Annotated in this window: 24 protein-coding genes; 9 read left to right on the forward strand and 15 right to left on the reverse strand. The window is 71.7% G+C overall.

Features of this window, described 5'->3' with window-relative positions:
- The first annotated feature begins 1,288 nt into the window (after positions 1–1,288).
- Positions 1,289–2,074 (forward strand): hypothetical protein, encoded by a 786-nt coding sequence (locus AB0I76_RS01710; protein WP_357028368.1) that lies wholly within the window; start codon positions 1,289–1,291, stop codon positions 2,072–2,074.
- Between the two features lie 31 nt (positions 2,075–2,105).
- On the opposite strand, the gene AB0I76_RS01715 is transcribed toward AB0I76_RS01710, so the two are convergent.
- Positions 2,106–3,104: a D-alanine--D-alanine ligase gene (locus tag AB0I76_RS01715; RefSeq protein WP_357028371.1), complete on the reverse strand. Its 999-nt coding sequence runs from the start codon at positions 3,102–3,104 to the stop codon at positions 2,106–2,108.
- Between the two features lie 7 nt (positions 3,105–3,111).
- Entirely contained in the window at positions 3,112–4,425 is a 1,314-nt protein-coding gene (locus AB0I76_RS01720) for a PLP-dependent aminotransferase family protein (RefSeq protein WP_357028374.1), read from the reverse strand.
- A 290-nt stretch (positions 4,426–4,715) separates the two neighbouring features.
- Between AB0I76_RS01720 and AB0I76_RS01725 the strand changes: the two genes are divergently transcribed.
- Positions 4,716–5,381: a GNAT family N-acetyltransferase gene (locus AB0I76_RS01725; RefSeq protein ID WP_357028377.1), complete on the forward strand. Its 666-nt coding sequence runs from the start codon at positions 4,716–4,718 to the stop codon at positions 5,379–5,381.
- 9 nt (positions 5,382–5,390) lie between these two features.
- On the opposite strand, the gene AB0I76_RS01730 is transcribed toward AB0I76_RS01725, so the two are convergent.
- The 7 genes from AB0I76_RS01730 to murJ all read right to left on the reverse strand — a co-directional run bounded on the left by AB0I76_RS01730 (position 5,391) and on the right by murJ (position 13,830).
- A complete protein-coding gene (locus tag AB0I76_RS01730; protein WP_357028381.1) occupies positions 5,391–6,557 on the reverse strand; it encodes an N-acetylmuramoyl-L-alanine amidase in 1,167 nt (388 codons plus the stop codon).
- A 155-nt stretch (positions 6,558–6,712) separates the two neighbouring features.
- Positions 6,713–7,036, reverse strand: coding sequence for a thioredoxin (trxA, locus tag AB0I76_RS01735; RefSeq protein WP_357028384.1), 324 nt, complete (start codon positions 7,034–7,036; stop codon positions 6,713–6,715).
- A 32-nt stretch (positions 7,037–7,068) separates the two neighbouring features.
- Complete coding sequence (gene trxB, locus AB0I76_RS01740; RefSeq protein WP_357028387.1) at positions 7,069–8,022, reverse strand: thioredoxin-disulfide reductase; 954 nt, start codon at positions 8,020–8,022, stop codon at positions 7,069–7,071.
- Positions 8,023–8,205: 183 nt separating this feature from the next.
- On the reverse strand, positions 8,206–9,207 hold the full coding sequence (locus tag AB0I76_RS01745) for a hypothetical protein (protein ID WP_357028390.1): 1,002 nt from the start codon (positions 9,205–9,207) through the stop codon (positions 8,206–8,208).
- Complete coding sequence (gene sigM / locus AB0I76_RS01750) at positions 9,204–9,947, reverse strand: RNA polymerase sigma factor SigM (protein WP_357028394.1); 744 nt, start codon at positions 9,945–9,947, stop codon at positions 9,204–9,206. The genes AB0I76_RS01745 and sigM overlap by 4 nt, the downstream gene beginning before the upstream one ends.
- A gap of 76 nt (positions 9,948–10,023) precedes the next feature.
- Positions 10,024–11,631, reverse strand: a complete 1,608-nt coding sequence (locus tag AB0I76_RS01755) for a protein kinase family protein (protein ID WP_357028397.1) — start codon at positions 11,629–11,631, stop codon at positions 10,024–10,026.
- Between the two features lie 447 nt (positions 11,632–12,078).
- Complete coding sequence (murJ, locus tag AB0I76_RS01760; protein ID WP_357028400.1) at positions 12,079–13,830, reverse strand: murein biosynthesis integral membrane protein MurJ; 1,752 nt, start codon at positions 13,828–13,830, stop codon at positions 12,079–12,081.
- Positions 13,831–13,955: 125 nt separating this feature from the next.
- On the opposite strand from murJ, the gene AB0I76_RS01765 reads away from it, so the two are divergent.
- Complete coding sequence (locus AB0I76_RS01765; RefSeq protein ID WP_357028403.1) at positions 13,956–15,410, forward strand: CCA tRNA nucleotidyltransferase; 1,455 nt, start codon at positions 13,956–13,958, stop codon at positions 15,408–15,410.
- Between the two features lie 95 nt (positions 15,411–15,505).
- On the opposite strand, the gene AB0I76_RS01770 is transcribed toward AB0I76_RS01765, so the two are convergent.
- From AB0I76_RS01770 to AB0I76_RS01785, 4 genes are read right to left on the reverse strand one after another with little or no spacing between them, the layout of a single operon-like run.
- Positions 15,506–17,014, reverse strand: coding sequence for an SPFH domain-containing protein (locus tag AB0I76_RS01770; RefSeq protein ID WP_357028406.1), 1,509 nt, complete (start codon positions 17,012–17,014; stop codon positions 15,506–15,508).
- A gap of 33 nt (positions 17,015–17,047) precedes the next feature.
- Positions 17,048–17,590 carry a hypothetical protein gene (locus AB0I76_RS01775; RefSeq protein ID WP_357028409.1) on the reverse strand — a complete coding sequence of 181 codons (543 nt, stop codon included), beginning with the start codon at positions 17,588–17,590 and terminating at the stop codon, positions 17,048–17,050.
- 42 nt (positions 17,591–17,632) lie between these two features.
- Positions 17,633–18,754, reverse strand: coding sequence for a hypothetical protein (locus AB0I76_RS01780; RefSeq protein ID WP_357028412.1), 1,122 nt, complete (start codon positions 18,752–18,754; stop codon positions 17,633–17,635).
- Positions 18,751–19,266 carry a SigE family RNA polymerase sigma factor gene (locus AB0I76_RS01785; protein ID WP_357028414.1) on the reverse strand — a complete coding sequence of 172 codons (516 nt, stop codon included), beginning with the start codon at positions 19,264–19,266 and terminating at the stop codon, positions 18,751–18,753. The genes AB0I76_RS01780 and AB0I76_RS01785 overlap by 4 nt, the downstream gene beginning before the upstream one ends.
- Positions 19,267–19,388: 122 nt before the next feature.
- On the opposite strand from AB0I76_RS01785, the gene AB0I76_RS01790 reads away from it, so the two are divergent.
- The 4 genes from AB0I76_RS01790 to AB0I76_RS01805 all read left to right on the forward strand — a co-directional run bounded on the left by AB0I76_RS01790 (position 19,389) and on the right by AB0I76_RS01805 (position 21,039).
- A complete protein-coding gene (locus tag AB0I76_RS01790) occupies positions 19,389–19,793 on the forward strand; it encodes a hypothetical protein (protein ID WP_357028417.1) in 405 nt (134 codons plus the stop codon).
- 29 nt (positions 19,794–19,822) lie between these two features.
- Positions 19,823–20,308, forward strand: coding sequence for a methylated-DNA--[protein]-cysteine S-methyltransferase (locus AB0I76_RS01795; protein WP_357028420.1), 486 nt, complete (start codon positions 19,823–19,825; stop codon positions 20,306–20,308).
- Between the two features lie 141 nt (positions 20,309–20,449).
- Positions 20,450–20,656 carry an Arc family DNA-binding protein gene (locus tag AB0I76_RS01800; protein ID WP_357028422.1) on the forward strand — a complete coding sequence of 69 codons (207 nt, stop codon included), beginning with the start codon at positions 20,450–20,452 and terminating at the stop codon, positions 20,654–20,656.
- Positions 20,653–21,039 (forward strand): hypothetical protein, encoded by a 387-nt coding sequence (locus tag AB0I76_RS01805; protein ID WP_357028424.1) that lies wholly within the window; start codon positions 20,653–20,655, stop codon positions 21,037–21,039. The genes AB0I76_RS01800 and AB0I76_RS01805 overlap by 4 nt, the downstream gene beginning before the upstream one ends.
- 57 nt (positions 21,040–21,096) lie before the next feature.
- Here AB0I76_RS01805 and AB0I76_RS01810 read toward each other — a convergent pair whose 3' ends face one another.
- Together AB0I76_RS01810 and AB0I76_RS01815 are read right to left on the reverse strand one after the other, a co-directional pair.
- Positions 21,097–22,176, reverse strand: coding sequence for an inositol-3-phosphate synthase (locus tag AB0I76_RS01810; RefSeq protein ID WP_357028427.1), 1,080 nt, complete (start codon positions 22,174–22,176; stop codon positions 21,097–21,099).
- 23 nt (positions 22,177–22,199) lie between these two features.
- Positions 22,200–22,838 (reverse strand): PadR family transcriptional regulator, encoded by a 639-nt coding sequence (locus AB0I76_RS01815; protein ID WP_357028430.1) that lies wholly within the window; start codon positions 22,836–22,838, stop codon positions 22,200–22,202.
- Between the two features lie 174 nt (positions 22,839–23,012).
- Between AB0I76_RS01815 and AB0I76_RS01820 the strand changes: the two genes are divergently transcribed.
- Both AB0I76_RS01820 and AB0I76_RS01825 read left to right on the forward strand, forming a co-directional pair.
- Positions 23,013–23,468, forward strand: coding sequence for a DUF5318 domain-containing protein (locus AB0I76_RS01820; RefSeq protein ID WP_357028433.1), 456 nt, complete (start codon positions 23,013–23,015; stop codon positions 23,466–23,468).
- A 197-nt stretch (positions 23,469–23,665) separates the two neighbouring features.
- A partial coding sequence (locus tag AB0I76_RS01825; RefSeq protein WP_357028436.1) for a hypothetical protein occupies positions 23,666–23,866 on the forward strand: 201 nt, incomplete at its 3' end.

The following is a 23,866-nucleotide window of genomic DNA, read 5'->3' on the forward strand; positions in this document are numbered from 1 at the left end:
GACGCCTACGCCGGCCGCGTGATCCCTTCCGGGAGCACGCGGCCGGTTCGTTTGCGGCCTCACAGGGCGGGGTCTGGTGCCCTGGTCCGGGTCGGTGGCTGCTGCCACGGCCGCCGACGGGGGTCCACGGCGTGGTCCGGCCCTCGCACCGGCCTCGCTCTAGCTTCCGGTGACGACGTCGATCGGGCCTTCGCCCGCACGCCCGCCAGGAAGCCTCAGGCCGCGATCGGAACGTGGGAGGGCGGAGTTGCCCCGCCCCCGCCTGGTTCGTGCCGCCACGGGCACCACAGACGGGTTAGGGATCTGATGGTTTCGCCGACCGCTCCTGACCGATCCCCGGCTCCCCGGCTCCCCGGCGGCCGGGGGTGCCGCTCCCCGGCGACGGAGGGTGGGGGTCACCGGCGACGGCGAGCCGTTCCCACCCGCCGGCCGGCGCCACCGCGGCGTTAGCGCGATGCATCGGCGACATCAGCTCGACAGGCCGCCGTCGGAGTGCCTACGACGGCGGCGTCGCGGCCGGTCGCCGACCGCGTGCTGGCGGCGGGTGCGGTGTTGGCGTCAACCGGACATGTTCTCCGTGGACCGTCGGTCCCCGTTTCACGTGAAACGGGGAAGCAGGGAAAGGATTCCTTTCCTCTGTCGGAGCCCGATGCCTTGAGTTCCCGCCGTGGTGTAGGCGTGTCTGCGCCGTCAGGGAGGTCGAGATCGACTCCACGAGGAAAGCCGATGCGAGCCTTCTCAGCGCCTACCGTCGTGCCGCAGGTTGCGGCTGTCTCTGGAGGCGGTGGCTCCTCGGGTCGGTGGCGTGGCGGGCGCTGCGACTCTCGGCGGTGTGGGAGCGTGCCGGGCCGAGGCGGCGCCGGTCGGAGGACATCGACGCTGGGCCCGAGCGATATGCCGGAGCGGTCAGGCACGGGAGGCCGGAGCGCGAGGATCGCCCAGGGGCGGGCGCGCCCGGAGGGCAGCAGAGGACGCGGCGGACTTCCGAGGTCGGGTTTCACGTGAAACAGAGATCGGGAAGCTCTTGGCCCCAACCAAGTCGACGGTGTGGGGGCGACCCCTCCGGCGACTTCAAAAGTTATCCACACCCGTTGTCCACAGGTAGCACCCGTTTCACGTGAAACAACGCGTGAAACAGGCCGCTGACCTGTGGATTACGCGGTGTGGCGGGTGTCTCAGCAGCCTGTGGATATCGCTGTTGAGAAGGGCTGTCGGATGATCCCGGAAGCGGCGGCGGCCGATGAATCGGGTAGGGACAGTCGCCTCGCGAACGACTAGGGTCAGCGTCGTGCACGACACCCCTCCCTCAGTCCCGGACTTCACCCAGTGGCCGTCCTTTCCGTTCGAAGGTGACCTTCGGGTCAAGAAGCTCAACGATCCGGTCCCGGTCGAGCCGCCCCGCAAGGGTGAGGGCCACCGGGAATGCACCGCTTGCAACGCTCCCGACGACGCGTACATCTGGGTGGGCGAGCGGTGGCGGGTCCGCGCGATGGACCGGCCGACCGGCCTGCCCATGGTGCTGATCCTCGAATCCCGCTCACATCTCGACCTGGGCGACCTGCCCAATCTGCTGGCCGCCGAACTCGGGGTCATGACGGTACGGCTCGAACGGGCCATCCGGTCCCTCGACGGGGTCGGCCGGGTACACGTGAACCGTTGGGGTGACGGGTCGGCGCACCTGCACATGTGGTTCCTGGCCCGGCCGTACGGTCAGCTCCAACTGCGGGGGACGTTCCTGTCCCTGTGGGACTCCATCCTGCCGCCGATCTCCGAGGCCAGGTGGCGGGAGAACCTGGCGATGGTGGCCGCCTGGCTGGCCGAGTTCGGCGGTCGACCGCTCGCCGAACCGCCGCGCATCCAGTGGCAGGCCCCGTCGAGCCTCGCGGCGGCGGCAGCGTCCCCGGCCGCGGCGGCCGACGAGGAGGAGCCCGTGTCCGTGATCGAGTCCGACGAGGAGACACCCCTGCCGCCGCCGGACGAGGAGCCCCTGGCGTCGCCGGACGACAAGACACCCCTGCCGACCACCGACGACGTCGTCACGGCTGCCGCAGAGGTCGATCGCACGGCGGACTGAGGAAGAGGAAAGGACCGGGAGGTCGCCGCTCTCAGCGGCGGCGGGCAGCCGCCCGGGTCACCAGGGAGCCGATGACGCGGCCGAAGTCCAGGCCGGCCGCCTGCACCGCCAGCGGCAGCAGCGAGGTCTCGGTCATCCCTGGCGACACGTTCACCTCCAGGACGTGCGGCTGACCGGCCGGGTCGACGATGAGATCGACCCGGCTGAGGTCCCGCAGCCCCAGAGCCGTGTGTGCGGCGAGGGCGACCTCGGCGACCGTGTCGGCCACCGCCGGGTCCAGTCGCGCCGGCGTGTGCCAGGTGGTCCGGCCGGCGGTGTAGCGGGCGGCGTAGTCGTACACCCCGTTGCGCGGCACGATCTCCACCGCCGGGAGCGCGCGCGGGCCGTCGCCCAGGTCGACCACGGAGACCGCCACGTCCATGCCCGGCACGTACCGCTCGACGAGCGCCGTCGAGTCGTACGCGAAACAACCCACCATCGCGGCCGGTAGCGCCGCCGCGTCCCGGACCACGGCGGCGCCCAGCCCCGACCCGCCCTGCGTGGGCTTCACCATGAGCGGGAGGCCCAGCCGGTCGGCGATGCGGTCGAGAACCGCGACGGCGCCCAGCTCGGAGAAGCGGTCGTGCGGCAGGGCGACCCAGTCCGGGGTCGGGATGCCGGCCTCCCGCAGCACCGCCTTGGCGGAGGGCTTGTCCCACGCGAGACGGGACGCGCGGGCGTCGCAGCCGACGTACGGAACGTCGCAGAGGTCGAGGACCCCGCGCAGCGATCCGTCCTCGCCGGTGGCACCGTGCAGGGCGATCACGACGGCGTCAGGCGGGTCGGCGGCGAGCGCCGGCAGCAGAGTCACATCGGCGTCGCGCAGTTCGGCCTCGACGCCGACGGCCCGCAGGGCGTCGAGCACCCGACGGCCCGACCTCAGCGAGACGTCCCGCTCGTAGGAGAGGCCACCGGCGAGGACGACGACGCGCAGGTCGGTGGTGACGGTGGGATCGGTCACGACGGAACGGTCGGCAGCGGTGGGACCCATGCCGGAATCATGCCAAGTCGGGACCGGGGGCGTCCGAGCCGGCCCGGCCGCGCCGCACACCGGGACGGCCCACCGCCCCGAACACCCGCCGCATGGCGATGTCCTGCTCCATCACCCCGGCCAGCCGGCGTACGCCCTCGCGGATCCGCTCCGGCGACGGGAACGAGAAGTTGAGCCGCATGTTGCCGGTGCCGGAGCCGTCGGCGTAGAAGCCGGTGCCCGGCACGTACGCGACGCGGGCGTTGATCGCCCGGGGCATCATCGCCTTCGAGTCGAGCCCGTCGGGCAGGGTCGCCCAGACGAAGAGACCACCAGCGGGGGTGGTCCACGTGGTGCCGTCCGGCATCAGGTCGGCCATCGCGTCGAGCAACGCGTCGCGCCGCTCCCGGTAGACCTCGCGGTACACCTTGAGCTGCTGCCGCCACGGCATCGTGGCCAGGTAGGTGGAGACGGCGGCCTGCGCGTAGCCGCTCGGGCAGAGGATCTGCGCCTCGCTGGCGATCACCAGCTTGTCGCGGACCGCGTGCGGGGCGAGGATCCAGCCCACCCGCAGGCCTGGCGCGAAAGTCTTGGAGAACGTGCTGAGGTAGAAGACCCCGTCGCGGCGCCGCGCGCGCAGCGGCGCCGGCGCGTCACCCTCGAAACCCAGCTGACCGTACGGGTCGTCCTCGACCACCAGCAGGCCGGCGCGCTCGCAGATGTCGAGCACCCGCTCCCGCCGCTCCTCGGTCAGCGTCACGCCGGTCGGATTCTGGTAGGTCGGGATGGTGTAGAGGAACTTCACCCGGCGGCCGGCCCGCGCCTGCTCGGCGATCGCCGCCTCCAGCGCCTCGGGGACCAGCCCGTCGTCGTCCATAGCGACGTGCACCACCTGGGCCTGGGCGGCCTGGAACACCCCGAGCGCGCCGACGTAGGTCGGCCCCTCGGCGAGCACCACGTCACCCGGGTCGAGGAAGAGCCGGGCCACCAGGTCGAGGGCCTGCTGACCGCCGACGGTCACCACCACGTCCTCCGGGGAGGCGCCGCACGCGGCGTCGATGCCGGAGAGCGCCATCACCTCGCAGATCCGTTCGCGCAGCTCCGGGGTGCCTTGGCCGATGCCGTACTGGAGGGTGGTGGCACCGTGCTCGGAGCCGAGCCGGCCGAGCATCTCACCGACCGCGTCCAGCGGCAGGGCCGCGATGTAGGGGGCGCCACCGGCGAGGGAGACCACCTCCGGCCGGCTGGCGACCGCGAAGAGGGCGCGGATCTCCGAGGCGGTCATGCCCCGCACACGACGGGCGTACCGGTCGGTGTAGTCGTCGAGCGTCGTGCCGGTCATGACATCACCTCGATGGCTGCTCGGGTGGTTCCCGCCCCGGGGTACCCGGGACACCGGCGACCATGGGCGGCTCGGGGCGCCGACTGTCGATACTAGTCGCCCCGGACCGGCTGGTCGCGGTGCCGGCGCCGGCCGTCCACATGCCGGACCGGGTCCCGCCGACGGGTGGGGTTTCGCGCGTCCCCTCCCGTCGCGTCCGATCGCGGCGTACGATCGCTCGTCGGGGGCAGGGATCGCGGCGGTGTCGTTCCATGCCGGTCTCACCCCGAGCCTAATGTGGGGATGCGCCAATGTCGCGACGTCTGGTCAGCTTGACCCTCGACACCCTGGAGGACCTGCCCCGTCCGTGCCGGCAGTGCGTCTACTGGGAGCTCGACCCGGTCTCGGCGGACCGCGCCTGTCAGGCCGGTGACCCGGGCCTGGAGAAGGAGGCCTGGGTCTCGCAGACGCTGCTGGAGTGGGGGTCCTGCGGCAAGCTCGTCTACGTCGACGGGATGCCGGCCGGTTTCGTCATGTACGCCCCGCCGGCCTACGTGCCCCGCTCGATGGCCTTCCCCACCTCCCCGGTCTCCCCGGACGCGGCACTGCTGATGACAGCCAACGTGGTCCCCGCCTTCGCCGGCGGAGGGTTGGGCCGCATGCTGGTGCAGGGTGTCGCCCGGGACCTCACCAAGCGCGGCATCAAGGCGATCGAGGCGTTCGGTGACGCCAAGTTCGGTGACGCGGCCGACCCGACCGGCACCTGCGTAGCTCCCGCCGACTTCTTCCTCTCCGTGGGCTTCAAGACGGTCCGGCCGCACCCGCGTTTCCCCCGGCTGCGGCTGGAGCTGAGGACCGCGCTGAGCTGGAAGTCCGACGTCGAGTACGCGCTGGAGAAGCTGCTCGGCTCGATGAGCCCGGAAACGCTCCTCCGCCCGGTCCGCCCGGCGCCCGCGACCCGCTCGACAACGGGGTGAGGGGCGCGGTCAGTCGACCACCGTGCCGGCGGCGACCACGGCCCGTAGTTCGCTGACGTCGATCGAGCCGGTCGGCACGTCCCGCTCGATCGGGAAGTACATCCGTTGGACGGCGGCGACGACGGCCTCGGCCAGGGTGTCCCGGAACCGGGGGTCGACCAGGCGGGCTCGGTCGTCGGGCGAGGTGAGGTACCCGATCTCGACGCGTACCGCCGGCATGCGGGTCAGTCGCAGCAGGTCCCACGCCTTGGCGTGCGTACGGCAGTCGCGCAGCCCGGTACGCGCCACGATCTCCCGCTGCACCAGCCCCGCAAGCCGTTCACCGGTCGCCGAGGTGACCCCGTTGTCGGTGCCGTAGTGGTACGTGGCGACGCCCTCGGCCGCCGGGTTGGCGTGCCCGTCGCAGTGCAGGGAGATGAAGACGTCGGCGCCGAGCGAGTTGGCGAGGTGGGCCCGCTCCACGTCCGGCAGGCAGGCCCGCTGCGCCGGTCCCCGGGTGAGCTGCACCCGCACCCCGGAGGCGGCGAGCCGCCCCTCCAGCCGGCTGGCCAGGTCGTGCACCAGGTCCGCCTCGGTCCACCGGAGCGGGCCGGCGGGCACCACCACACCCGGGTCGGTCCCCCCGTGGCCGGGGTCGACGACGACGGTCCGGCCGACGAGCGTCGGACCGGACTGGCGGATGGCGTCGGACTCGCGCAGCCACTGCGGCCGGCCGCCGACGACCTTGCGGCCGAGGCGGCGCAGCGCGTTCATCGTGTGCGGCCCGCAGGTGCCGTCCGGGGTCAGCCCGACCTCCCGCTGGAACTGGGCGACCGCGCGGGAGGTCCGTACGCCGTAGATGGCGTCCGCGCGGCCCACGTCGTACCCCATCTCCAGGAGGCGCTCCTGCAGCGTTCGGACGTCCTCGCCGGTGAGCGGCTCGGGCACCGCGTGGTAGAGCGTGCGGGCGCCGAGTCGCCAGCGGGCGGCGTCGAGTGCGCGCCAGGTCTCCGCGCCGACCCGGCCGTCGACGCTGAGCCCCCGCGACTGCTGGAAGGCCCGGACGGCGCGTTCGGTGTGCGCGTCGAAGTCGTCGGCGTCAGGCGCGGTCGCCGGCCCGAGCAGGTCGAGAGCGGAGAGCACCGTACGGATCTCGGTGACCGCGGGTCCACGGTCACCGGGTCGGATCGGACGCACGCACGACCCCCTCTGCACGGATGCCTGGCTGGCCGGGCGGCCCCAGGCTTGAGGTTATGCGCTCGGTGGCCGTGAGGTGGGCGCGCCGGAAAAATGACGTCGACCCCGCACCCGGCGGACCGGGTACGGGGTCGACGTGGAGACGTCCGGGCAGCTCAGAGCGCGGATTCGATGAGCTTGACCAGCTCGCCCTTCGGCTTGGCGCCGGCGATGGACTGCACCGGCTCGCCGTTCTTGAAGACGGTGAGGGTCGGCACCGACATCACCCGGTAGGTGCGCGCGGTCTCCGGGTTCTCGTCGATGTTGAGCTTGACGATGGTGACCTGGTCACCCATCTCGCCGGCGATCTCCTCCAGCAGCGGAGAGACCTTCCGGCACGGGCCACACCATTCAGCCCAGAAGTCCACCAGAACCGGCTTGTCGGACTTGAGAACCTCGCTGGCGAAGCTGGCGTCGGTGACCGCCTTGGTTGCTCCCACTATGACCCTCCTTGGGGATGTGTATCTGTTGGTCAGCCCTGCAGCGTGGCGATGAAGCGCTCGGCGTCCAGCGCGGCCGCGCAACCGGTGCCCGCGGCGGTGATCGCCTGCCGGTAGGTGTGGTCGACCACGTCACCGGCGGCGAAGACACCGGGGATGCTGGTCCGCGTGCTGGGCGCCTCGACCTTCACGTACCCCTCGTCGTCGAGGTCCACCTGCCCACGGAAGAGCTCGCTGCGCGGGTCGTGACCGATGGCCACGAAGACGCCGGTGACGTCGAGGACCTTCGACTCGCCGGTGTGCACGTTGCGGACCCGTACGCCGGAGACCTTGCCGTCGGAGCCGAGGACCTCCTCGACCACGGTGTTCCACTCCACCTTGATCTTCTCGTTGCCCATCGCCCGCTCGGCCATGATCTTGCTGGCCCGGAACGAGTCGCGGCGGTGGATGATGGTCACCGACTCGGCGAAGCGGGTGAGGAAGCTGGCCTCCTCCATCGCCGAGTCGCCGCCGCCGACGACCACGATGTGCTGGTTACGGAAGAAGAAGCCGTCACAGGTCGCGCAGGACGAGACGCCGTGGCCGAGGTACTCCTGCTCGCCGGGAACGCCCAGCGGCCGCCAGGCCGAGCCGGTGGAGAGGATGACGGCCTTCGACCGGTACGCGGTCTCGCCCACCCAGACGGTGCTCAGCGCGTCGGAGCCGGTCTCGCCCGTGTCCTTCAGCTCGACCCGGGTCACGTCGTCGGTGAGGAACTCCGCGCCGAACCGCTCGGCCTGCTTGCGCATGTTGTCCATCAGCTCGGGGCCGAGGATGCCGTCGGCGAAGCCGGGGAAGTTCTCCACCTCGGTGGTGGTCATCAGGGCGCCACCGGACTGCACGCCCTCGATGACGAGCGGCTTGAGGTTGGCGCGCGCGGCATAGACCGCCGCCGTGTAACCGGCCGGCCCGGAGCCGATGATGATCAGGTTGCGGACCTCGTCCACTGCCGTCTCCCGATGGTGTGTGTTCGGCCCCGGCGCGCGCACCGGTGCCGATCCGATGCCGACGCCTCGCGCGGGTGCCGGCAGCCTGATGTGCAGAACGTCATCGTACGAACCGGGGATTCCCGAGCCGGTCATCCGGTGGGTCACGTCACGTGGACGGTCAAAGGCCCGGTGACCGTGTTTTCACCCTACCCGCGTACGGAAGCGCGCGTCCGAGCCGGACCCCGGGACGCCGCACTCCGGACCGCTCACCCAGGACCACTTCGCACCGGCGGCATCCGTGAAGCGCACCACCAGCGCCGCCTCGCCCTGGAAGCGGGCGTAGTCGACCAGCTCCACCACGAGCGGGGCGCTGCCGTGCTCGGCGGTGATCGCGGCGAGGCAGGCACCCAGCGCCGCGGGATCGTCCAGCCGGTAGAGCGAGGCCGGACCGGCGACCCGACCCTTGTCGGTCTGCGCGCCCGGTCGGTCGTCCGGGGCCACGCTCGCCAACGAGCGGCTCCGGGTGAAGGACGGGGCGGCCAGCACCTCTGGCGTGTACTCGGTTCCGCTGCGCTGCGGTGGCCCGACCGTCCGGAACGCCGAGCCGCCCGCGGGGGCGGCCGCCTCCGGGTGGGCGGCGTCCGACGTCGCGTTGTTGCCACCGTCGCGCCCGGCGACCTGCTGGAAACCGAGTCCGACCACCGCGAGCGACGCCGCGGCCAGCGCGATCGGCCCGGCGACCCGCGTCCAGCGCCGCTGCCGTCGCCCCGGACCGGTCGCCGTGTCCCGATCCGGAACGGGTCCGGGTACGCCCGCCGGGCGTCGCCCGCCGAGCGGCTGTGCCGGCACCGGGTTCCCGATCGTGCCGCGGCCGTGTCGGCCGGTACCGTCGCGTCCACCGGAAACGGCGTCGACCGGCTCGGCCAGGTCGGCGGCGTCACCGTCGGAGCCGGCGTGCGCGAGGACGGCGGCGAGCCGGTCGGTCACGTCCGGTGGCATCGCCACCGCCGCCATCCCCCACGCTGCCAGGTCGGCCCGGACGTCCGCGACGGCCGGGGCGAGCAGGGCGTACGCCTCGGCCCAGGCGGGCACCTCGTCGACCAGTCGGGCGACGGTCGCCTCGTCCGGGGTGCCGTCCAGCGCCCCGCCGACATAGTCGGCGAGCAGGTCGTGGTCGACCTCGCGGAACTCCCCGGTCGTCACGCGTCCTCCTGTCTGGCGTCCCGCCGGGACCGCCCCGACCCCGATCCGACGTTGCCGGAGGGCTGCGGGTTCCCGGGGGTGACGGCCGGCACGGTCGCCTCGGTCGTCACCGCGCCGGTCGGCCCCTCCCGGTCGGGGGCGGACCGGGGCCGCAGGTGACCCAGCGACCGGGCCAGCCGTGCCCGGCCCCGGGCGCACCGGCTCTTGACCGTCCCCTCGGCCACGCCCAGGATCAGCGCCGCCTCGGAGACCCGATACCCCTGCACGTCGACGAGAATGAGCGCGGCCCGCTGCTCGACCGGTAGTGCCGCGAGAGCGTCCCGGACGACCAGCGCGGTGTCGTGATCCGGTGCCGGTGCGGCGGGTTCCACCCCGCCGGTCGCGGAGCCCGACGCGGCATCGTGGACGCCGTCCGGCAGCGGCACGGTCCGGTGCGTCTGTCGGCGCCGGATGCGGTCCAGGCAGGCGTTCACCACGATCCGGTGCAGCCAGGTGGTCACCGCCGAGTCGCCCCGGAACCGACCGGCCGCGCGGTGGGCCGACAGCAGCGCGTCCTGGAGCGCGTCGGCGGCCTCCTCGCGGTCGCCGACGGTCCGCAGGGCCACCGCCCAGAGCCGGTCCCGGTGCCGGCGGAACAGCTCGGCGAACGCGTCCCGGTCACCGGCCACGTGGGCGTGCAGCAGGTCGAGGTCGGTCGGGTCCTCCGACGACGGGACCGGTGCGCCGCTCGTGCCGCCCACCGGTCCGGTCCTCCGCCCGCCGTCCACGCTCACCACCGCGTCCTGCGGAAGCGGGGGCCGGGACGGGCTGGCCGGATCACGACCCCTGGACCGTGATTTCCTCGACGTCGATCTGGTAGCCCCGGTCGTTCGAGGGCAACTCGGTGATCCACACCAGGAGGTACTGGTACTTCTGGTCGGCGTTGAAGCCGTCGAAGTTCATCGTGGTGCCCTTGTGAGCCTCGAACGGCTGACCGATCTGCGTCTGCTGGTAGTTCTGCACGAGCGCCTTGTCCCCCGCCGACGAGGAGGGGTGCGTCGTGGTGCCGGCGTACAGGACGGCGGAGGCGCCCCGGGCGGACAGGTTGACCTGCACGGACTTGACGTTGTGCGGCGCACCCAGGTCCAGCCAGACCCCCATGCCGTCCTTGCGCCGGCCGAAGTCCGCCGTCGTGTAGGTGTGGGTGCCCCAGGCCTTGTCCGGGTCTCCGTCGATCACCTTGTCGGCGTCGTCCAGCTCGTCCCGGACCTTGCTGTCGGGGTCGATGATTCGGGCTTCCCGCACGGTCAGCTTGCGCACGGCGGTCGCCGCCGGGGTGGCCTCCCCGTTGGCCGGCGGGTTGGAACTCGGTGCCGCGACGGGGTTGGTGCCGGGGCTCTTGTCGTCCCCGTCCAGCACACTGATGCCGATCAGGAGACCCACCAGGGCGACCGCCAGCAGACCCGCGATGCCGATGGCGACCTTCCGCCCGCCGGCCACGGCCAGCGGCGACGGCTCGTCCTCCGTGTCGGCGGCGAACCGCAGCGGCCCGGCGCTGTCCAGGTAGTGGTCGTCGGCGGGGACGTCCAGCCGGCCCAACTCGGCGGCGAGCACGTCGGACGGCGGCGGGGCGATCTCCGCGTCGAGCAGGTCCATGGTCAGGTCGTCGAGGTACGCCGGCACGCCGGCCCGGACCTGTCGGGGAGCGGCCAGCACCCCGGCGGCGTCCCGAACGGAGTCCGGGATCGACGCGCGGCCGTGACCGGCGGTGGCACCGTGCAGCGGCACCTCGGTGTGCGGCCAGTGACCGGTCAGCGCGAAGTAGAGGACACCTCCGACCGCGCGGACGTCGATGTCCTGGCTGTCGGCGCCGTCGGTGCGCGCGTCGGCCAGGACCACCCGGCCCTCGTCGCTGATCATGACGGTGCCGGGGTGGACGTTGCCGTGCACCATGCCGGTGGCGTGGACGGCGGCGAGGGCGCTGGCCACGGCGTTGCCGATGGCGGTGGCCCGGGCCGGGTCCAGCGGCCCGTCGGCGACCAGTTCCCGCAGGGACTGCCCGTCGACCCACTCGCGCACCACGTACGCCCGCTCGTCCTCGTCGATCGCGTCGTAGACGCCGACGAGGTTGGGGTGGATGACACGGCTGGCCGCGACGGCGGCCTGGAGCATCTCGGTGGCGGAGTCGCCACCCGGGTAGCGCAGCACGACGGCGACCGGACGGCGAAGTATGACGTCGACGCCCCGCCAGACCAGTCGGCCCGCGCTGTCGTTGTTGATGTGCTCGACCAGCTCGTACCGCTCGGCGAGGACTTCACCGGCCGTGGGAGCACCGAAGGTCATGACCGGCGGAGCGCTCTCCTCCGCCTCCTGACCCTCGCCGACCTGGGTCACCCGTCCTCCCTCGGTGATCGTGTCGATCGATGGACCCGCGCTGCTGGGCATGTGGCTTCCCGCTCTGCCTTCCAAGGAACCAGCCGACCGGTGTCGGCGCGAGCGCCGGCGCCTGCCGTACCCGTTGACAGCGACCTTACCCGTGCCGGCCGTCTCACCGACATGTCATCTTCCCGCCGCCCCCGGCAGAGCTGCCGGTTGTCGATGGCCTGGTCCCGTTACGACCCTTGTCAACCACGTTGCTGGCACATGTACCAGCCAATCTAGAGGTTGCTTGCACGTGGTCGCCGGAGGGGCCGGACCGGTACCGGGCACCGGCGCCGACGCTTCCGGGGTTCCCGCCGACCGGCCCTTCCACGCTCAGCCGTCCGGTTGGTTATCCACAGGCCGATAGGGCTGCTGAGCGGTGGATTGCCGAGTTATCCACAGCCGCATCCCCAGCCTGGTGATCCTCGTTCACTCAGCGTGCGGTCCATCCCCGGCCCGGGCCGGGAGGGGTCAGCGGCCGAGTCGGCTGCGGACCATGCCGACCACCTCGGTGATCTCGCGGATCCGCAGCACCATGGCCAGGCCGAGGTACGTCCCGCCGATGACCGCGCCGCCGACGACCAGCTGGACGACCGCCTCCAGACGGGTCGGCGTGTCGTCCCCAGGGAGCAGCTTGACCACGAGCAGGCCGACCAGCGCCGCGCCCAGCGCGGCGACCGCGACCCGGCCGAGGGTCCGCACGATGCCGCCGAGTCCGATGCGTCCCACCCGGGGGCGCAGCAGCCAGGCGGAGGCGATGGCGGCGGCGAGGTACGACACCGCGTTGCCGATCATCATCCCGGACGCGGCGAAGCTCGGGGAGAAGGCGGCGAACAGGACGATCTGGACGCCGGCCCGCAGGGCCACCACCGGAATGTTCACCAGGGCCGGCGTACGGGTGTCGGGGAGTGCGTAGAAGGCGAAGGTGAAGAGCTGGCTCACCGCGAACGGCACCAGCGCGACCGCGGCGAAGAACAGCACCGGGGCGGTCGCCCGCGCGTCGCTGTCGGTGAAGGCGCCGTACCGGAAGAGGGTGAAGGCGATCGGGCTGGCCAGCACCGCGTAGCAGACCGCGATCGGCGCGAGCACCGCCGAAACGGTCCGGGTGCCCCGGGACAGGTCGGCCGCCAGGTCGGCGTGCCGGCCGTCGGCGGCGGCGGCGCTCATCCGGGGCATCAGCGCGGTGATGATCGAGACCGCGATGATGCCGTGCGCCATCATCAGCAGCAGGAAGACATTGTTGTAGATGAGCGGGCCGGCGTTGCCCTTACCGGCCCGGCTCAGCAGGTTGAACACGACGATCAGGCCGAGCTGGCTGACCGCCACGTAGCAGAACATCCAGGCGCCCAGCCGGCCCAGCTCGCCCAACCCCAGCGCCCGGAAGTCGAACCGGAACCGCCACCGGAAACCGACCTTGCGCAGCGCCGGGAGCAGACCGGCGGCCTGGACGGCGACGCCGAGCAGGGTGCCGCCGCCGATCAGCAGGATGCGGCCCGGTGTCATCTCGCCCGGATCGATCGTGTCGGTCGTGAAGATCGCGATGTAGAGGCCGGCGGTCGCGATGACGACGATGTTGTTGAGGATCGGCGCCCACATCGGCGCGGCGAAGTGGCCACGGGTGTTGAGCACCGCGCTGATCAACGCGGACAGGCCGGTGAAGAAGATCATCGGCAGCATGAGGTAGGCCAGCCTGGTGACCAGCCTCTGGTAGTCCTGGCTCGACTCGTCGCTGGCGTACAACCAGGTCAGCACCGGAGCGATGGCCACCGCCACGAGCGCCGCCGCGCCGAGGGCGAGCACCGCCAGGGTCAGCAGCCGCTGCGTGTACGCCTGGCCGCCGTCGCCGTCGAACTTGCGCCGGCGTACCAGCACCGGGATCAGGACGCTGGTGAGGATGCCGCCGAGCAGGAACTCGTACACCATTCCGGGCAGGATCTGCGCGGTGGTGTACGCGTCACCGACCGCCGAGCCGAGCGCCGCGGTGATCGCCAAGGTGCGCAGGAACCCCGTACCCCGGCTCACCAGGCTGCCGGCCGCCATCACCGCGCTGTTCGTCGCGGCGCTGGCCTCGCCCACCTGCTCCTGCGGCGGCGCGGTCGACTCCATCGCCGGCTGGTTGAGCGGTTCGGCGGAGATGAAGGTGGCGCCGTCCGACGGTTGGCGACCGCCCGGGTCACCGCCCCCCTGTGCGGCGTTCGCGCTGCGGTAGAGCCCGCCGCTCATCGTCTCGCCTCCCGGGTATGTCGAAGCCGGGCACCGCCCCGCACGCCCAAACCATAGTCAACCTCGACCTCTTACCCGCGCCCGGCGGACCAGTTCCCGTACCGGCCCGATAGGCTGGCGATCCCATGTCCGAAGCCTCCGCACCTCACGCCGCCGACCGTCGCGACCTCACCGCCGCGCAGCGCAACGCCGTCGCCGAACTCCTCCGGGTCTCCCCGGTCGCCGACGAGCTGGGCCGCCGGTTCGCGAAGGCCGGTCACGAGCTGCACCTGGTGGGCGGTTCGGTCCGCGACGCGCTGCTCGGCCGGCTCGGTGACGACCTGGACTTCTGCACCGACGCGCACCCGGACGAGACGCTGCGCGTCGTCCGGGGCTGGGCCGAGTCGATCTGGGAGACCGGGCGGGAGTTCGGCACCATCGGCCTCCAGCGCGACGGGCTGCGGCTGGAGATCACCACCTTCCGGGCGGAGTCGTACGACCAGGTCACCCGCAACCCGGTTGTCGAGTACGGGACCGACCTGGCCGAGGACCTGAAGCGGCGGGACTTCACGATCAACGCGATGGCGGTGAGCCTGCCCGACCACCGGTTCACCGACCCGCACGGCGGTCTCGCCGACCTGGCGGCCAAGGTGATCCGTACGCCGGGGACACCGCGGGAGTCGTTCGGTGACGACCCGCTGCGGATGCTGCGGGCCGCGCGGTTCGCGGCGCAGCTGCGCTTCGCCGTGCATCCCGACGTGCACACGGCGATGAGCAGGATGGCCGCCGACCTGGACCGGATCACCGCCGAGCGGATCCGCGACGAGTTCACCAAGCTGCTGTGCGGCGCGGACCCGATCACCGGTCTGCGGCTGCTGGTCGACACCGGGCTGGCCGAACGGTTCCTGCCCGAGCTGACCGGGCTGAAGCTGGAGATCGACGAGCACGCCCAGCACAAGGACGTCTACGAGCACACCCTGACCGTGGTGAGCAACGCCGTCTCCTACGAGGAGGACGGTCCGGACTTCGTCCTGCGGATGGCCGCGCTGATGCACGACGTGGGCAAGCCCGCCACCAAGTCGGTCGGCCCGGACGGCCGGGTCAGCTTCCACCACCACGAGGTGGTCGGGGCCCGGATGACGAAGAACCGGATGAAGGCGATGCGCTACTCCAAGGAGATCACCTCGCAGGTGGTCGGCCTGGTCGCGCTGCATCTGCGCTTCTACGGGTACGGGCGGGGCGAGTGGACCGACTCGGCGGTCCGCCGGTACGTGGCCGACGCCGGTGACCTGCTGCCCCGGCTGCACAAGCTGACCCGGTCGGACTGCACGACCCGCAACCGGCGCAAGGCGGCCCAGCTCGCGGCCGACTACGACGCCCTGGAGGAGCGGATCGCCCGGATCGCGGCCGAGGAGGACCTCGCCCGGGTCCGACCCGACCTGGACGGCAACGCGATCATGGAACTGCTCGGCGTACCGCCGGGACCGGTGGTGGGCCGGGCCTGGAAGCACCTGAAGGAACTCCGCCTGGAACGCGGCCCGCTGGACCGGGAAGAGGCCGAGGCGGAACTGCTGCGGTGGGCCCGCGAGCAGGACCTCTGAGGCATCGCACGAGGGCGCCCGCCGGACCGCTGAACAAGCGGTCCGGCGGGCGCTTCGTCATCGTCAGCCGGGGTGTGCCCGACCGGGGGAAGGAATCAGTTGGCCTGCTCCACCGCCGTACCGGCCACCGGGCGGCCGCCGTCCCGGGAGGCTGACAGCCGGCCCAGCAGCCCGGCCAGGTCGATGCCGGTGAGGTCGCTGCCCAACTGGAGCCCCTGGGCCACGTTCCCGGCCACCGACTTCGTCAGCGAGGACGCGCCGTCGGTCGAGATGACGGTCATCTTGTCGATCGCGCCGATCGGGGCGCTGGCCGCCTCGACCACCTGCGGCAGCACCTTGACCAGCAGGTCGAGCACCGCCGCCTCCCCGTACGCCGCGAACGCCTCGGCCTTGCGCGCCATCGCGTCCGCCTCCGCCTCACCCTTGGCCAGGATGGCCGCGGCCTCGGCCTGCCCCTCCCGCTCGACCGCCTCGGCGATCGCGGACCGGCGCCGCTGCTCGGCCTCGCCCTCCTTGGCGCCCTCGATGGCGTTGGCCTCGGCGAGTGCCGCGCGCCGGGCCCGCTCACCCTCACCGGTGAGGCGGGACTGCTCGGCGGCGGCCTGGGCGGCCGCGATGACCGCCTGGCGCTGCGCGTCGGCGTTCAGTACCGCCGCGTTGCGGGCCGCCTCGGCCTCCTGCTCCACCTTGTAGCGGGCCGCGTCCGCCGGCTTGCGCACCTCGGTGTCCAGCTGGCGCTGCTTCAGCTCGGCGTTGCGCTCGGCCACCTTCTGCTGCTCGGAGAGGATCGCCTGGTCCCGCTCGGCCTGGGCGAGCGGCCCGGCCGCCGCCGACTTCGCCTTGGCCGCGTCGATCTCCGCCTGGATCCCGGCCTGCTTGAGCGACAGGTTCCGGTTGGCCTCGGCGATCGCCTCCTCGGCGAGCAGCCGCTCCTGTTCGGCCTGCTGCCGGGCGCGGGCCTCGGCGATGGCCGCGTCCTTGAGCACCCGGGCCGCCTCGGGGCGACCGAGATCCTGGAGGTAGGACCCCTCGGCCAGGATGTCCTGGAGCTGGAAGGTGTCGAGCACGAGGCCCTGGTTGGTCATCGAGTGCTCGGCCTCCTCGGCGACCGCGCTGGCGAACGCCGCCCGGTCCCGGATGACCTCCTCGACGGTGAGCCGGCCGACGATCGAGCGCAGCGCGCCGGCCAGCACCTCCCGGGTGAAGTTGTCGATCTCGTCCTGCTGGTGCAGGAACCGCTGGGCGGCGGCGCGGATCGCGTCCTCGGTGCCGCCCACCTTGACGATCGCCACGCCGTGCAGGTCGGTGCGGATGCCCTGCTTGCTGACCGCCCCTCGGATGCCCACGTCGATCCGCCGGCTGGACAGGTCGAGCGACTGGAGCTTCTGCACCACCGGCAGCACGAACACCGACGCGCCCAGCACCACCTTCTGGCCGGACATGTCGGTCGACCGGCCGCCGTCGGCGGTCTGCGTCGTCCGTCCCTTGCGGCCGGTGACGATGAAGGCCTCGTTGGGCCCGGCGACCTTGATCCGGGACAGCACGAAGAACACCAGGACGAGGAACAGGAGGACCGCGCCGCCGATGGCGATGACGAGGAACATGGGCAGTGCCTTCTCTCAGGCGTCGGGAGGGGTTCAGTAGGTCTCGACGTGGACGCTGGTCTCGCTGAGCGCCTCGACCACGAAGATCCGGGCACCCACCGGGATCGGCCGGTCGGCACGGGCGTTGAGCTTCACCGGCGTGCCGGCGACGCGTACCCGGACCTCGCCGTAACCGTCGACGGGCACCGGTGTCACGACCAGGCCGAGCGCGCCGACCAGGTCGTCGCGGGTGGGTGTGGGGTCGGTCCGCATGTCGCGGGCCGCCCGGCTCAGGCGGGCCGCGACCCATGCGGTGGGCACGGCCGCGAGGAAACCCCCGGCCGCGGCCAGCGCCACCAGGCCGGGCGTACGCGCACCGAGCAGTTCGTTGACGATGGCGCCGCCGAAGCCGAACGCCCCGACGAACCCGGCGACCGCCTCGGTCGAGACGGGCCCGTCGAGATCCGGTTGTCCGAGGTGGAGAAGCTCGGTTCCGAGCAGGGCGAGGGCCAGTACCGCGACCCCCACCACCCCGATGATGAGAAAGATCAGTGTCCCCGTGGCCACGATCCGCACGGTATCGACGTGGGGCAACACCGGTGGGTGACCGTACGGGCACTCACCGGGAGAAGGGACCGCTCAGCTCGGCGCGATGGTGAGGACCATGTTCGCCCCGAGCGCGCGGGGCAGCGCCTGCCTTGTCAGGGGTCGGCCCTCGGGGTCGGTCAGCACCATCTCGTTGGCCCTGACGTCGCGGTACAGCAGCCGGTCGTCGCTGATCCACGCCGCGTCGTCCGCCGGAGCGACGCCCACGATCCGGCCGGTCGCGACCTCGGCGATCTTCGGGCCGTCCTGTCCCTTGACGACCACCAGGCGGCCGTCCGGAGACCACGCCCAGGGACCGGCGGGGTCGCCGGGGACCGGTACAAAGCGGGTCGGGCGCCCGTCGTCGGGTGAGAAGAACTGCACGCCACGGCGGGCGTGTGGCTGCGCCTCGGAGCGGGGTGCGCCCGGATCCGTCTGCTGCAGCGCCACTTCCCGGCCGTCCCGTGCCCAGGTGAAGTAGCAGTAGTCGGTGCAGAGGTAGCGGGTCGTGTCCACCGGGAACGTCCGGTACGCACCGGTGCGGACGGTCAGCACCCCCATCGAGAACCGCCCGGTCTCCTTGTCGAGGATCGTCGCGACGATCCGTTGACCGTCGGGGGACCAGTGGGGGGTCATGATGTGCTCGCCCGTGGTCACCCACCGCACCTTGTCACCGCGCACGTCGAGGAGGCCGGTCACACCGTTCCGGTCGTAGTCGACGACGGCCGCCGTGTCGCCCTGCGGCGCCGCCCACATCTCGTCGTACCGGTCTTCGCCGACGTACCGGTTCCGTGTGCGGTCCAGGGCGTACGCCGTCTCCGCGGGCGAGCCGGTGGAGGTGGCACCGGCCAGCACCCAGCCGCCGGGCAGCGTCAGGCGGGTCCGGGTCCAGTCCCCGTCCGGCGGCGGCACGACGGAGACGGTCGGGGTCGGGGTCGGCGCGACGGGGGCGTTCCATCCGGCCGTGTCCGCCGGGGGATCCGGGCGCAGCACGAGGAACGGCACGGCCAGGACGGCGAGCGCGAGGAGAGCTCCGCCGCCCGCGGCAGCACGACGCCGCCGGCGGAGCTGCCGGCCCCGCCGGAGGGCACGACTGGCGAGATCCGGTACGGCCCGCGCCTCGCCGGCGAGTTCGCGGACGGCGGCCCGCAGGGCTTCGTCCCCGGTCGCGTTCATCGGGCCTCCTCCGTGATCCGACCGTCGAAGGCGGGCACGAGTTCACGCAGCCGGGACAGGGCCTTCGACGTCTGGCTCGCGACCGTGCCGGTGTGGCAGCCCAGCAGTGCGGCGGTCTGCTCGACGCTCAGGTCCTCCAGATATCGCAGGGTCAGCACGGCCCGCTGGCGTGGCGGCAGCGCCCGCATCGCGTCGCGGAGCAGCAGCCGCAGGTCGGCATCCTGCCCACTGTCCCGGACGCCGGCCCGATCGGGCAGGACGGCGACGGGTACCTCCGGCCGGCGGGCCCGCCGGCGCCAGCCGGAGACCTGGTCGTGGTAGAGGATTCGCCGGACATAGGGCTCGGCGTCACCCCGGATCCGGGTCCAGCGCGCGTACGCCTTGGCGAGCGCGCTCTGGAGCAGGTCCTCCGCGCCGTGCTGGTTGCCCGTGAGGGCGTACGCGACGCGCAGCAGGGCGCCACCCCGTTCGTTGACGAACGAGGTGAACTCCCGGTCGGTCCCCTCCGTCACCGTCCACCTCCGACAACTCAGACGCTCGGACGTCCGGAATCCTTGCCCATGGGCGAGATCTAGTCATTGACAAGTTCGACCGGGTCACGCAATCTTGTCATTGACAAGACGGAGGTGTCCCCATGTCCCCGGCAACCCTGACCACGGCCGGCATCCTGCTGGTCACTGTGGTGACCATCGCGTACGGCGGGCTGACCCTGCTCATGCACCTGGCCCGGCGCAAGGCCGGTTACCTGGACAACCCGGTACGTCGCGGCCTGTGGACGGCCGGGCACGCCCACGCCGGGGTGCTGGTGCTCTTCGCGCTCGCCGTGCTGCCGTACGTCGACCAGGCCGACGCGTCCGACGGCATCCGTACCCTCATCCGGACCCTGCTGGTAGCCGCGCCGATCCTGATGCCGCTCGGGTTCTTCCTGTCGGTCGTCCGGCCGTCCGACACGAAGCCCAACAAGCTGATCTGGCTCACCGTCGTCGGTGGCGCGAGCCTGAGCGCCGGCTCCCTGCTGCTCGGGATCACCCTGCTCTGAGTGCCCGTCCGATCGGCGACAATGGGTGCATGCGTTGGACCGTGCTGGAGTCGCCGATCGGTGAGTTCTCGGTGGCCACCGACGAGGCGGCGGTGCGTGGGGCGCACTTCGGCCGGGTCGAGGGAGCCGCCGACGAGCCGACGGACGCGGTGTCGGCACTGGCGGCGGCAGAGCTGCGGGCCTACTTCGCGGGTGACCTGACCGACTTCTCCGTGCCGCTCGCAGCGCCGCGCGGCTCCGACTTCGAGCGGGCGGTGTGGGCGGCGATGACCCGAATCCCGTACGGGGAGACGCTCACGTACGGCGAGGTGGCCCGGGAGGTGGGTGACCCGGGAGCCGCGCGGGCCGTCGGGGTGGCCTGCAACCGCAACCCGATCCCGGTGCTGGTGCCCTGCCACCGGATCGTCGGGGCCGGCGGGAAGCTGGTCGGCTTCGGCGGTGGCCTGGACCGCAAGGTCAAGCTGCTGGAGCTGGAGGCCGGAGTCGCCTTGAGGCGCGCCTGGTCCGGCGGTTAGGCCGCACAGCTCGTCCGCCTCGGTCCGAGCGATCCTCGCCATCATCTGCTGACGGCGGGATCCGCCCGACCGACTCACCGAGGAGGAGAAGTAGTGCCGAGCGTGGTTGACGTGCGGACGGACGAGTTATACAACTCTGGTATGGCCTTCACCCTGAACCTGAAGCCCGAGGTCGAGCAGCGCCTCAAGGAACTCGCCGAGGCGGAGCACCGCTCGATGCACAAGACGGTCGAGGTGGCGGTTCAGGCGTACCTGGATCGGCACGAGCGCGACGAGTGGACCCGCCAAGCGGCCCGCCGGGTCTTCGAAGAGGACGCGGAGTTCTTCGACATGCTGGGTGACCGGTGACCCGCGCCTGGCCGGACGCCGAGGATCTGCTGATCCTGCTCGCTGAGCACACCGGCCCGCGGAGCCAGGTGCGAGATGCCGGGATCCTGGTCGCGGCGGCGGACCGGCCGCACGCGCGTCTGATCGGGCAGGCCGCTTATCCGACCGTGCTGGACAAGGCCGCAGCGCTGCTGCACGGACTGATGGTGTGGCGTCCCCTCGACCTGTGGAACGCTGGGCTCGCGTGGGCCGCGATGCGCGTGTTCCTGAGCCGGTCCGGCTTCCGCCTCACCATGCCGGCCAAGGATCGGATGGCGCTGACCGACGCGCTGACCAGCGGCGAGGTCGACTCCGCCGAGGAGTTGGCGCTGCGGCTGTCGCCGTACCTGGAGATGTCGGCCTGAACCGACGACGAAGGCCGGGTCCCTCGCGGACCCGGCCTTCGACGATGCTGCGGCGCGTCAGCGCTCGATGTCGCCCTTGATGAAGGACTCGACGGCGGCGTGCGCGTCGTGGTCGGCGTACTGCACCGGCGGGGACTTCATGAAGTACGACGAGGCCGACAGGATCGGGCCACCGATCTTGCGGTCGAGAGCGATCTTCGCGGCGCGGACCGCGTCGATGATGACGCCGGCCGAGTTCGGCGAGTCCCACACCTCGAGCTTGAGCTCGGCGTTGAGGGGGGTGTCACCGAACGAGCGACCCTCCAGGCGGATGTACGCCCACTTGCGGTCGTCCAGCCACGGCACGTGGTCCGACGGACCGATGTGCACGTCGCTCTTGCTCATCTCGTGCGGGATCTGGGAGGTCACCGACTGGGTCTTCGAGATCTTCTTCGAGACCAGGCGGTTGCGCTCCAGCATGTTCATGAAGTCCATGTTGCCGCCGAAGTTGAGCTGGTACGTGCGCAGCAGCTCGACACCGCGGTCCTCGAAGAGCTTCGCCAGCGCGCGGTGCACGATGGTGGCGCCGACCTGGCTCTTGATGTCGTCACCGACGATCGGCAGGCCCGCGTCCTCGAACTTCTTCGCCCACTCGGGGTCGGAGGCGATGAAGACCGGCAGGGCGTTGACGAACGCGCAGCCGGCGTCGATCGCGGCCTGGGCGTAGAACTTGTCGGCCTGCTCCGAGCCCACCGGCAGGTAGGAGACGACGACGTCGACCTGCGCGTCGCGCAGCGCCTGCGCCACGTCGACCGGCGTAGCGTCGGACTCCTCGACGATCTCGCGGTAGTACTGGCCGAGGCCGTCGAAGGTCGGGCCGCGCTGCACGGTCACGCCGGTCGGCGGTACGTCGCAGAGCTTGATGGTGTTGTTCTCGCTGGCGACGATCGCCTCCGCGAGGTCCATGCCCACCTTCTTGGCGTCGACATCGAACGCCGCGACGAACTGCACGTCCGAGACGTGATAGTCGCCGAAGGTGACGTGCATGAGACCCGGGACCCGGTCGTTGGGGTCGGCGGTCCGGTAGTACTCGACGCCCTGCACGAGGGACGAGGCGCAGTTACCCACACCGACGATGGCGACGCGGACGGAGCCCATAGCGTCTGCCTCCTTCTTCTCTGTCACGGCCGCTCATTCCTGGTCTCTCCAGGCGGAGGCGGGCTGTTGTTGTCTCGTCGGCCACCGGCCGTCCCGGGTTGCGGGACTGTCGGGGCACGGCCGGAGCGCTCGTTGGCGATGAGCTCCTCCAGCCAGCGGACCTCGCGCTCACAGGCGTCCAAGCCGTGGCGCTGCAGTTCCAGGGTGTACGCGTCGAGGCGCTCGGCCGCGCGGCCGAGCACGTCGCGAAGCCCTTCGCGACGCTCCTCTATCTTTCGGCGGCGACCCTCCAGGATGCGGAGGCGGGTCGCCTGGTCGGTCCGGGCGAAGAACGCGAAGTGCACGCCGAAGCCCGTGTCGTCGTACGTCTCGGGTCCCGCCTGTGCAATCAGTTGCGCGAAGCGTTCCTTGCCCTCCGCGGTGATTTTGTAGACCACCCGGCCTCGCCGGCTGGTCAGTGCGGGAACCTCCTCGGCAGTGGCGGGCGTCTCGGCGGCCTCGGCGATCCACCCCGCCGCCTGCAACCTGCGCAGGGTCGGATAGAGCGAGCCGTAGCTGATGGCCGCCCGGATCGCGCCGAGCTTGGCGGTGAGCTCCTTGCGTAGCTCGTAGCCGTGCATCGGAGCCTCCTGCAGCAGGCCCAGGATGGCGAGTTCGAGCACTGGCCATCCTTCCTTTACCCTGTGCGCGGAGCGCTAACCGCCGCGATGTATCGGACCGATACATCGCACGCTAGCGGATCACGGTGATCAGGGCAAACCCCGGTTCCGGGGTCTTCCGATCACGCATCGTGACCATGGTCGCCTCACCGAACGAGACCGCGTACCCTTTCCCGCATGCGTACGCAGCGCCAGGTCGTCGACTACTCGCTCCAGAAGCGAGCGGTGCTGCGTGAGCTCCTCGCCGGCCGGGTCGGCACCTACGACGTCTGCGACGCCTCGCCGTACCTGAAGAACGCTGCGCGGTTCCACGGCGAGCCGACCGACCAGCGGTGCCCGATCTGCCGGAGCGAGAACCTGACGCACGTCCACTACATTTACGGGGACGAACTCAAGCAGTCCGCGGGCCAGGCCCGGACCGTGGCGGAGTTGCCGGTGTTGGCGATGACGCTGCGTGAGTTCCAGGTCTTCGTGGTGGAGGTGTGCCTCGGCTGTGACTGGAACCATCTCGTCGAGCAGTACCTGCTCGGGCTGGACGGGCTGGCCGAGGACGGGCCGGACCAGGGCGTGGCGAGCGGCACGGCCGCCTCGGCGGCGTCCGTCGGACGGCGAAGGCGAGAGGCTCAACGGTGATCCCAGCTCGATCGGCTGATCCCGGCCGGCGTACGCACGCCCGGGTCGACCGACGGCTCGTTGGTCTGATTAGCCCGATTGATTCAGAACTGACACCTATGCTCCGGCACGTCGATGCGGCAGCGACAGGTGTCTCAACTCACGGCAACCCGGTGGCCGCGCAACCGCGCCCCACCGCGACCGGCAGGGTGTGAGGAATGAACTCGTACGGCGATCCCAGTTCCCCGCGCGGGCGGGCCCAGATTCCGGGCCAGCACGGTGACCCCGGGCAGGCCGACGACGCGTACCGCCGCTCCGGTGCCGACGGGCCCGGAAACGGCTGGTCGGCGGCTTCGGAGGGGGCCGGCCGTGCCTCGGTCGCGCCCCGCGCCGCCTCCGGCGGCCGGGCCTCGGTCGGC

The organism is Micromonospora sp. NPDC049799, from assembly GCF_040656655.1.
In the GTDB taxonomy this organism is placed as follows: Bacteria; Actinomycetota; Actinomycetes; order Mycobacteriales; family Micromonosporaceae; genus Micromonospora.

Coding starts and splice junctions, on each gene's coding strand:
- AB0I76_RS01715 (WP_357028371.1), bottom strand. CDS start 3,104: ATGGGTCCCACCGCTGCCGACCGTTCCGTCGTGACCGATCCCACCGTC.
- AB0I76_RS01720 (WP_357028374.1), bottom strand. CDS start 4,425: ATGACCGGCACGACGCTCGACGACTACACCGACCGGTACGCCCGTCGT.
- AB0I76_RS01725 (WP_357028377.1), top strand. CDS start 4,716: ATGTCGCGACGTCTGGTCAGCTTGACCCTCGACACCCTGGAGGACCTG.
- AB0I76_RS01755 (WP_357028397.1), bottom strand. CDS start 11,631: ATGCCCAGCAGCGCGGGTCCATCGATCGACACGATCACCGAGGGAGGA.
- murJ (WP_357028400.1), bottom strand. CDS start 13,830: ATGAGCGGCGGGCTCTACCGCAGCGCGAACGCCGCACAGGGGGGCGGT.
- AB0I76_RS01765 (WP_357028403.1), top strand. CDS start 13,956: ATGTCCGAAGCCTCCGCACCTCACGCCGCCGACCGTCGCGACCTCACC.
- AB0I76_RS01770 (WP_357028406.1), bottom strand. CDS start 17,014: ATGTTCCTCGTCATCGCCATCGGCGGCGCGGTCCTCCTGTTCCTCGTC.
- AB0I76_RS01780 (WP_357028412.1), bottom strand. CDS start 18,754: ATGAACGCGACCGGGGACGAAGCCCTGCGGGCCGCCGTCCGCGAACTC.
- AB0I76_RS01790 (WP_357028417.1), top strand. CDS start 19,389: ATGTCCCCGGCAACCCTGACCACGGCCGGCATCCTGCTGGTCACTGTG.
- AB0I76_RS01795 (WP_357028420.1), top strand. CDS start 19,823: ATGCGTTGGACCGTGCTGGAGTCGCCGATCGGTGAGTTCTCGGTGGCC.
- AB0I76_RS01800 (WP_357028422.1), top strand. CDS start 20,450: ATGGCCTTCACCCTGAACCTGAAGCCCGAGGTCGAGCAGCGCCTCAAG.
- AB0I76_RS01810 (WP_357028427.1), bottom strand. CDS start 22,176: ATGGGCTCCGTCCGCGTCGCCATCGTCGGTGTGGGTAACTGCGCCTCG.
- AB0I76_RS01820 (WP_357028433.1), top strand. CDS start 23,013: ATGCGTACGCAGCGCCAGGTCGTCGACTACTCGCTCCAGAAGCGAGCG.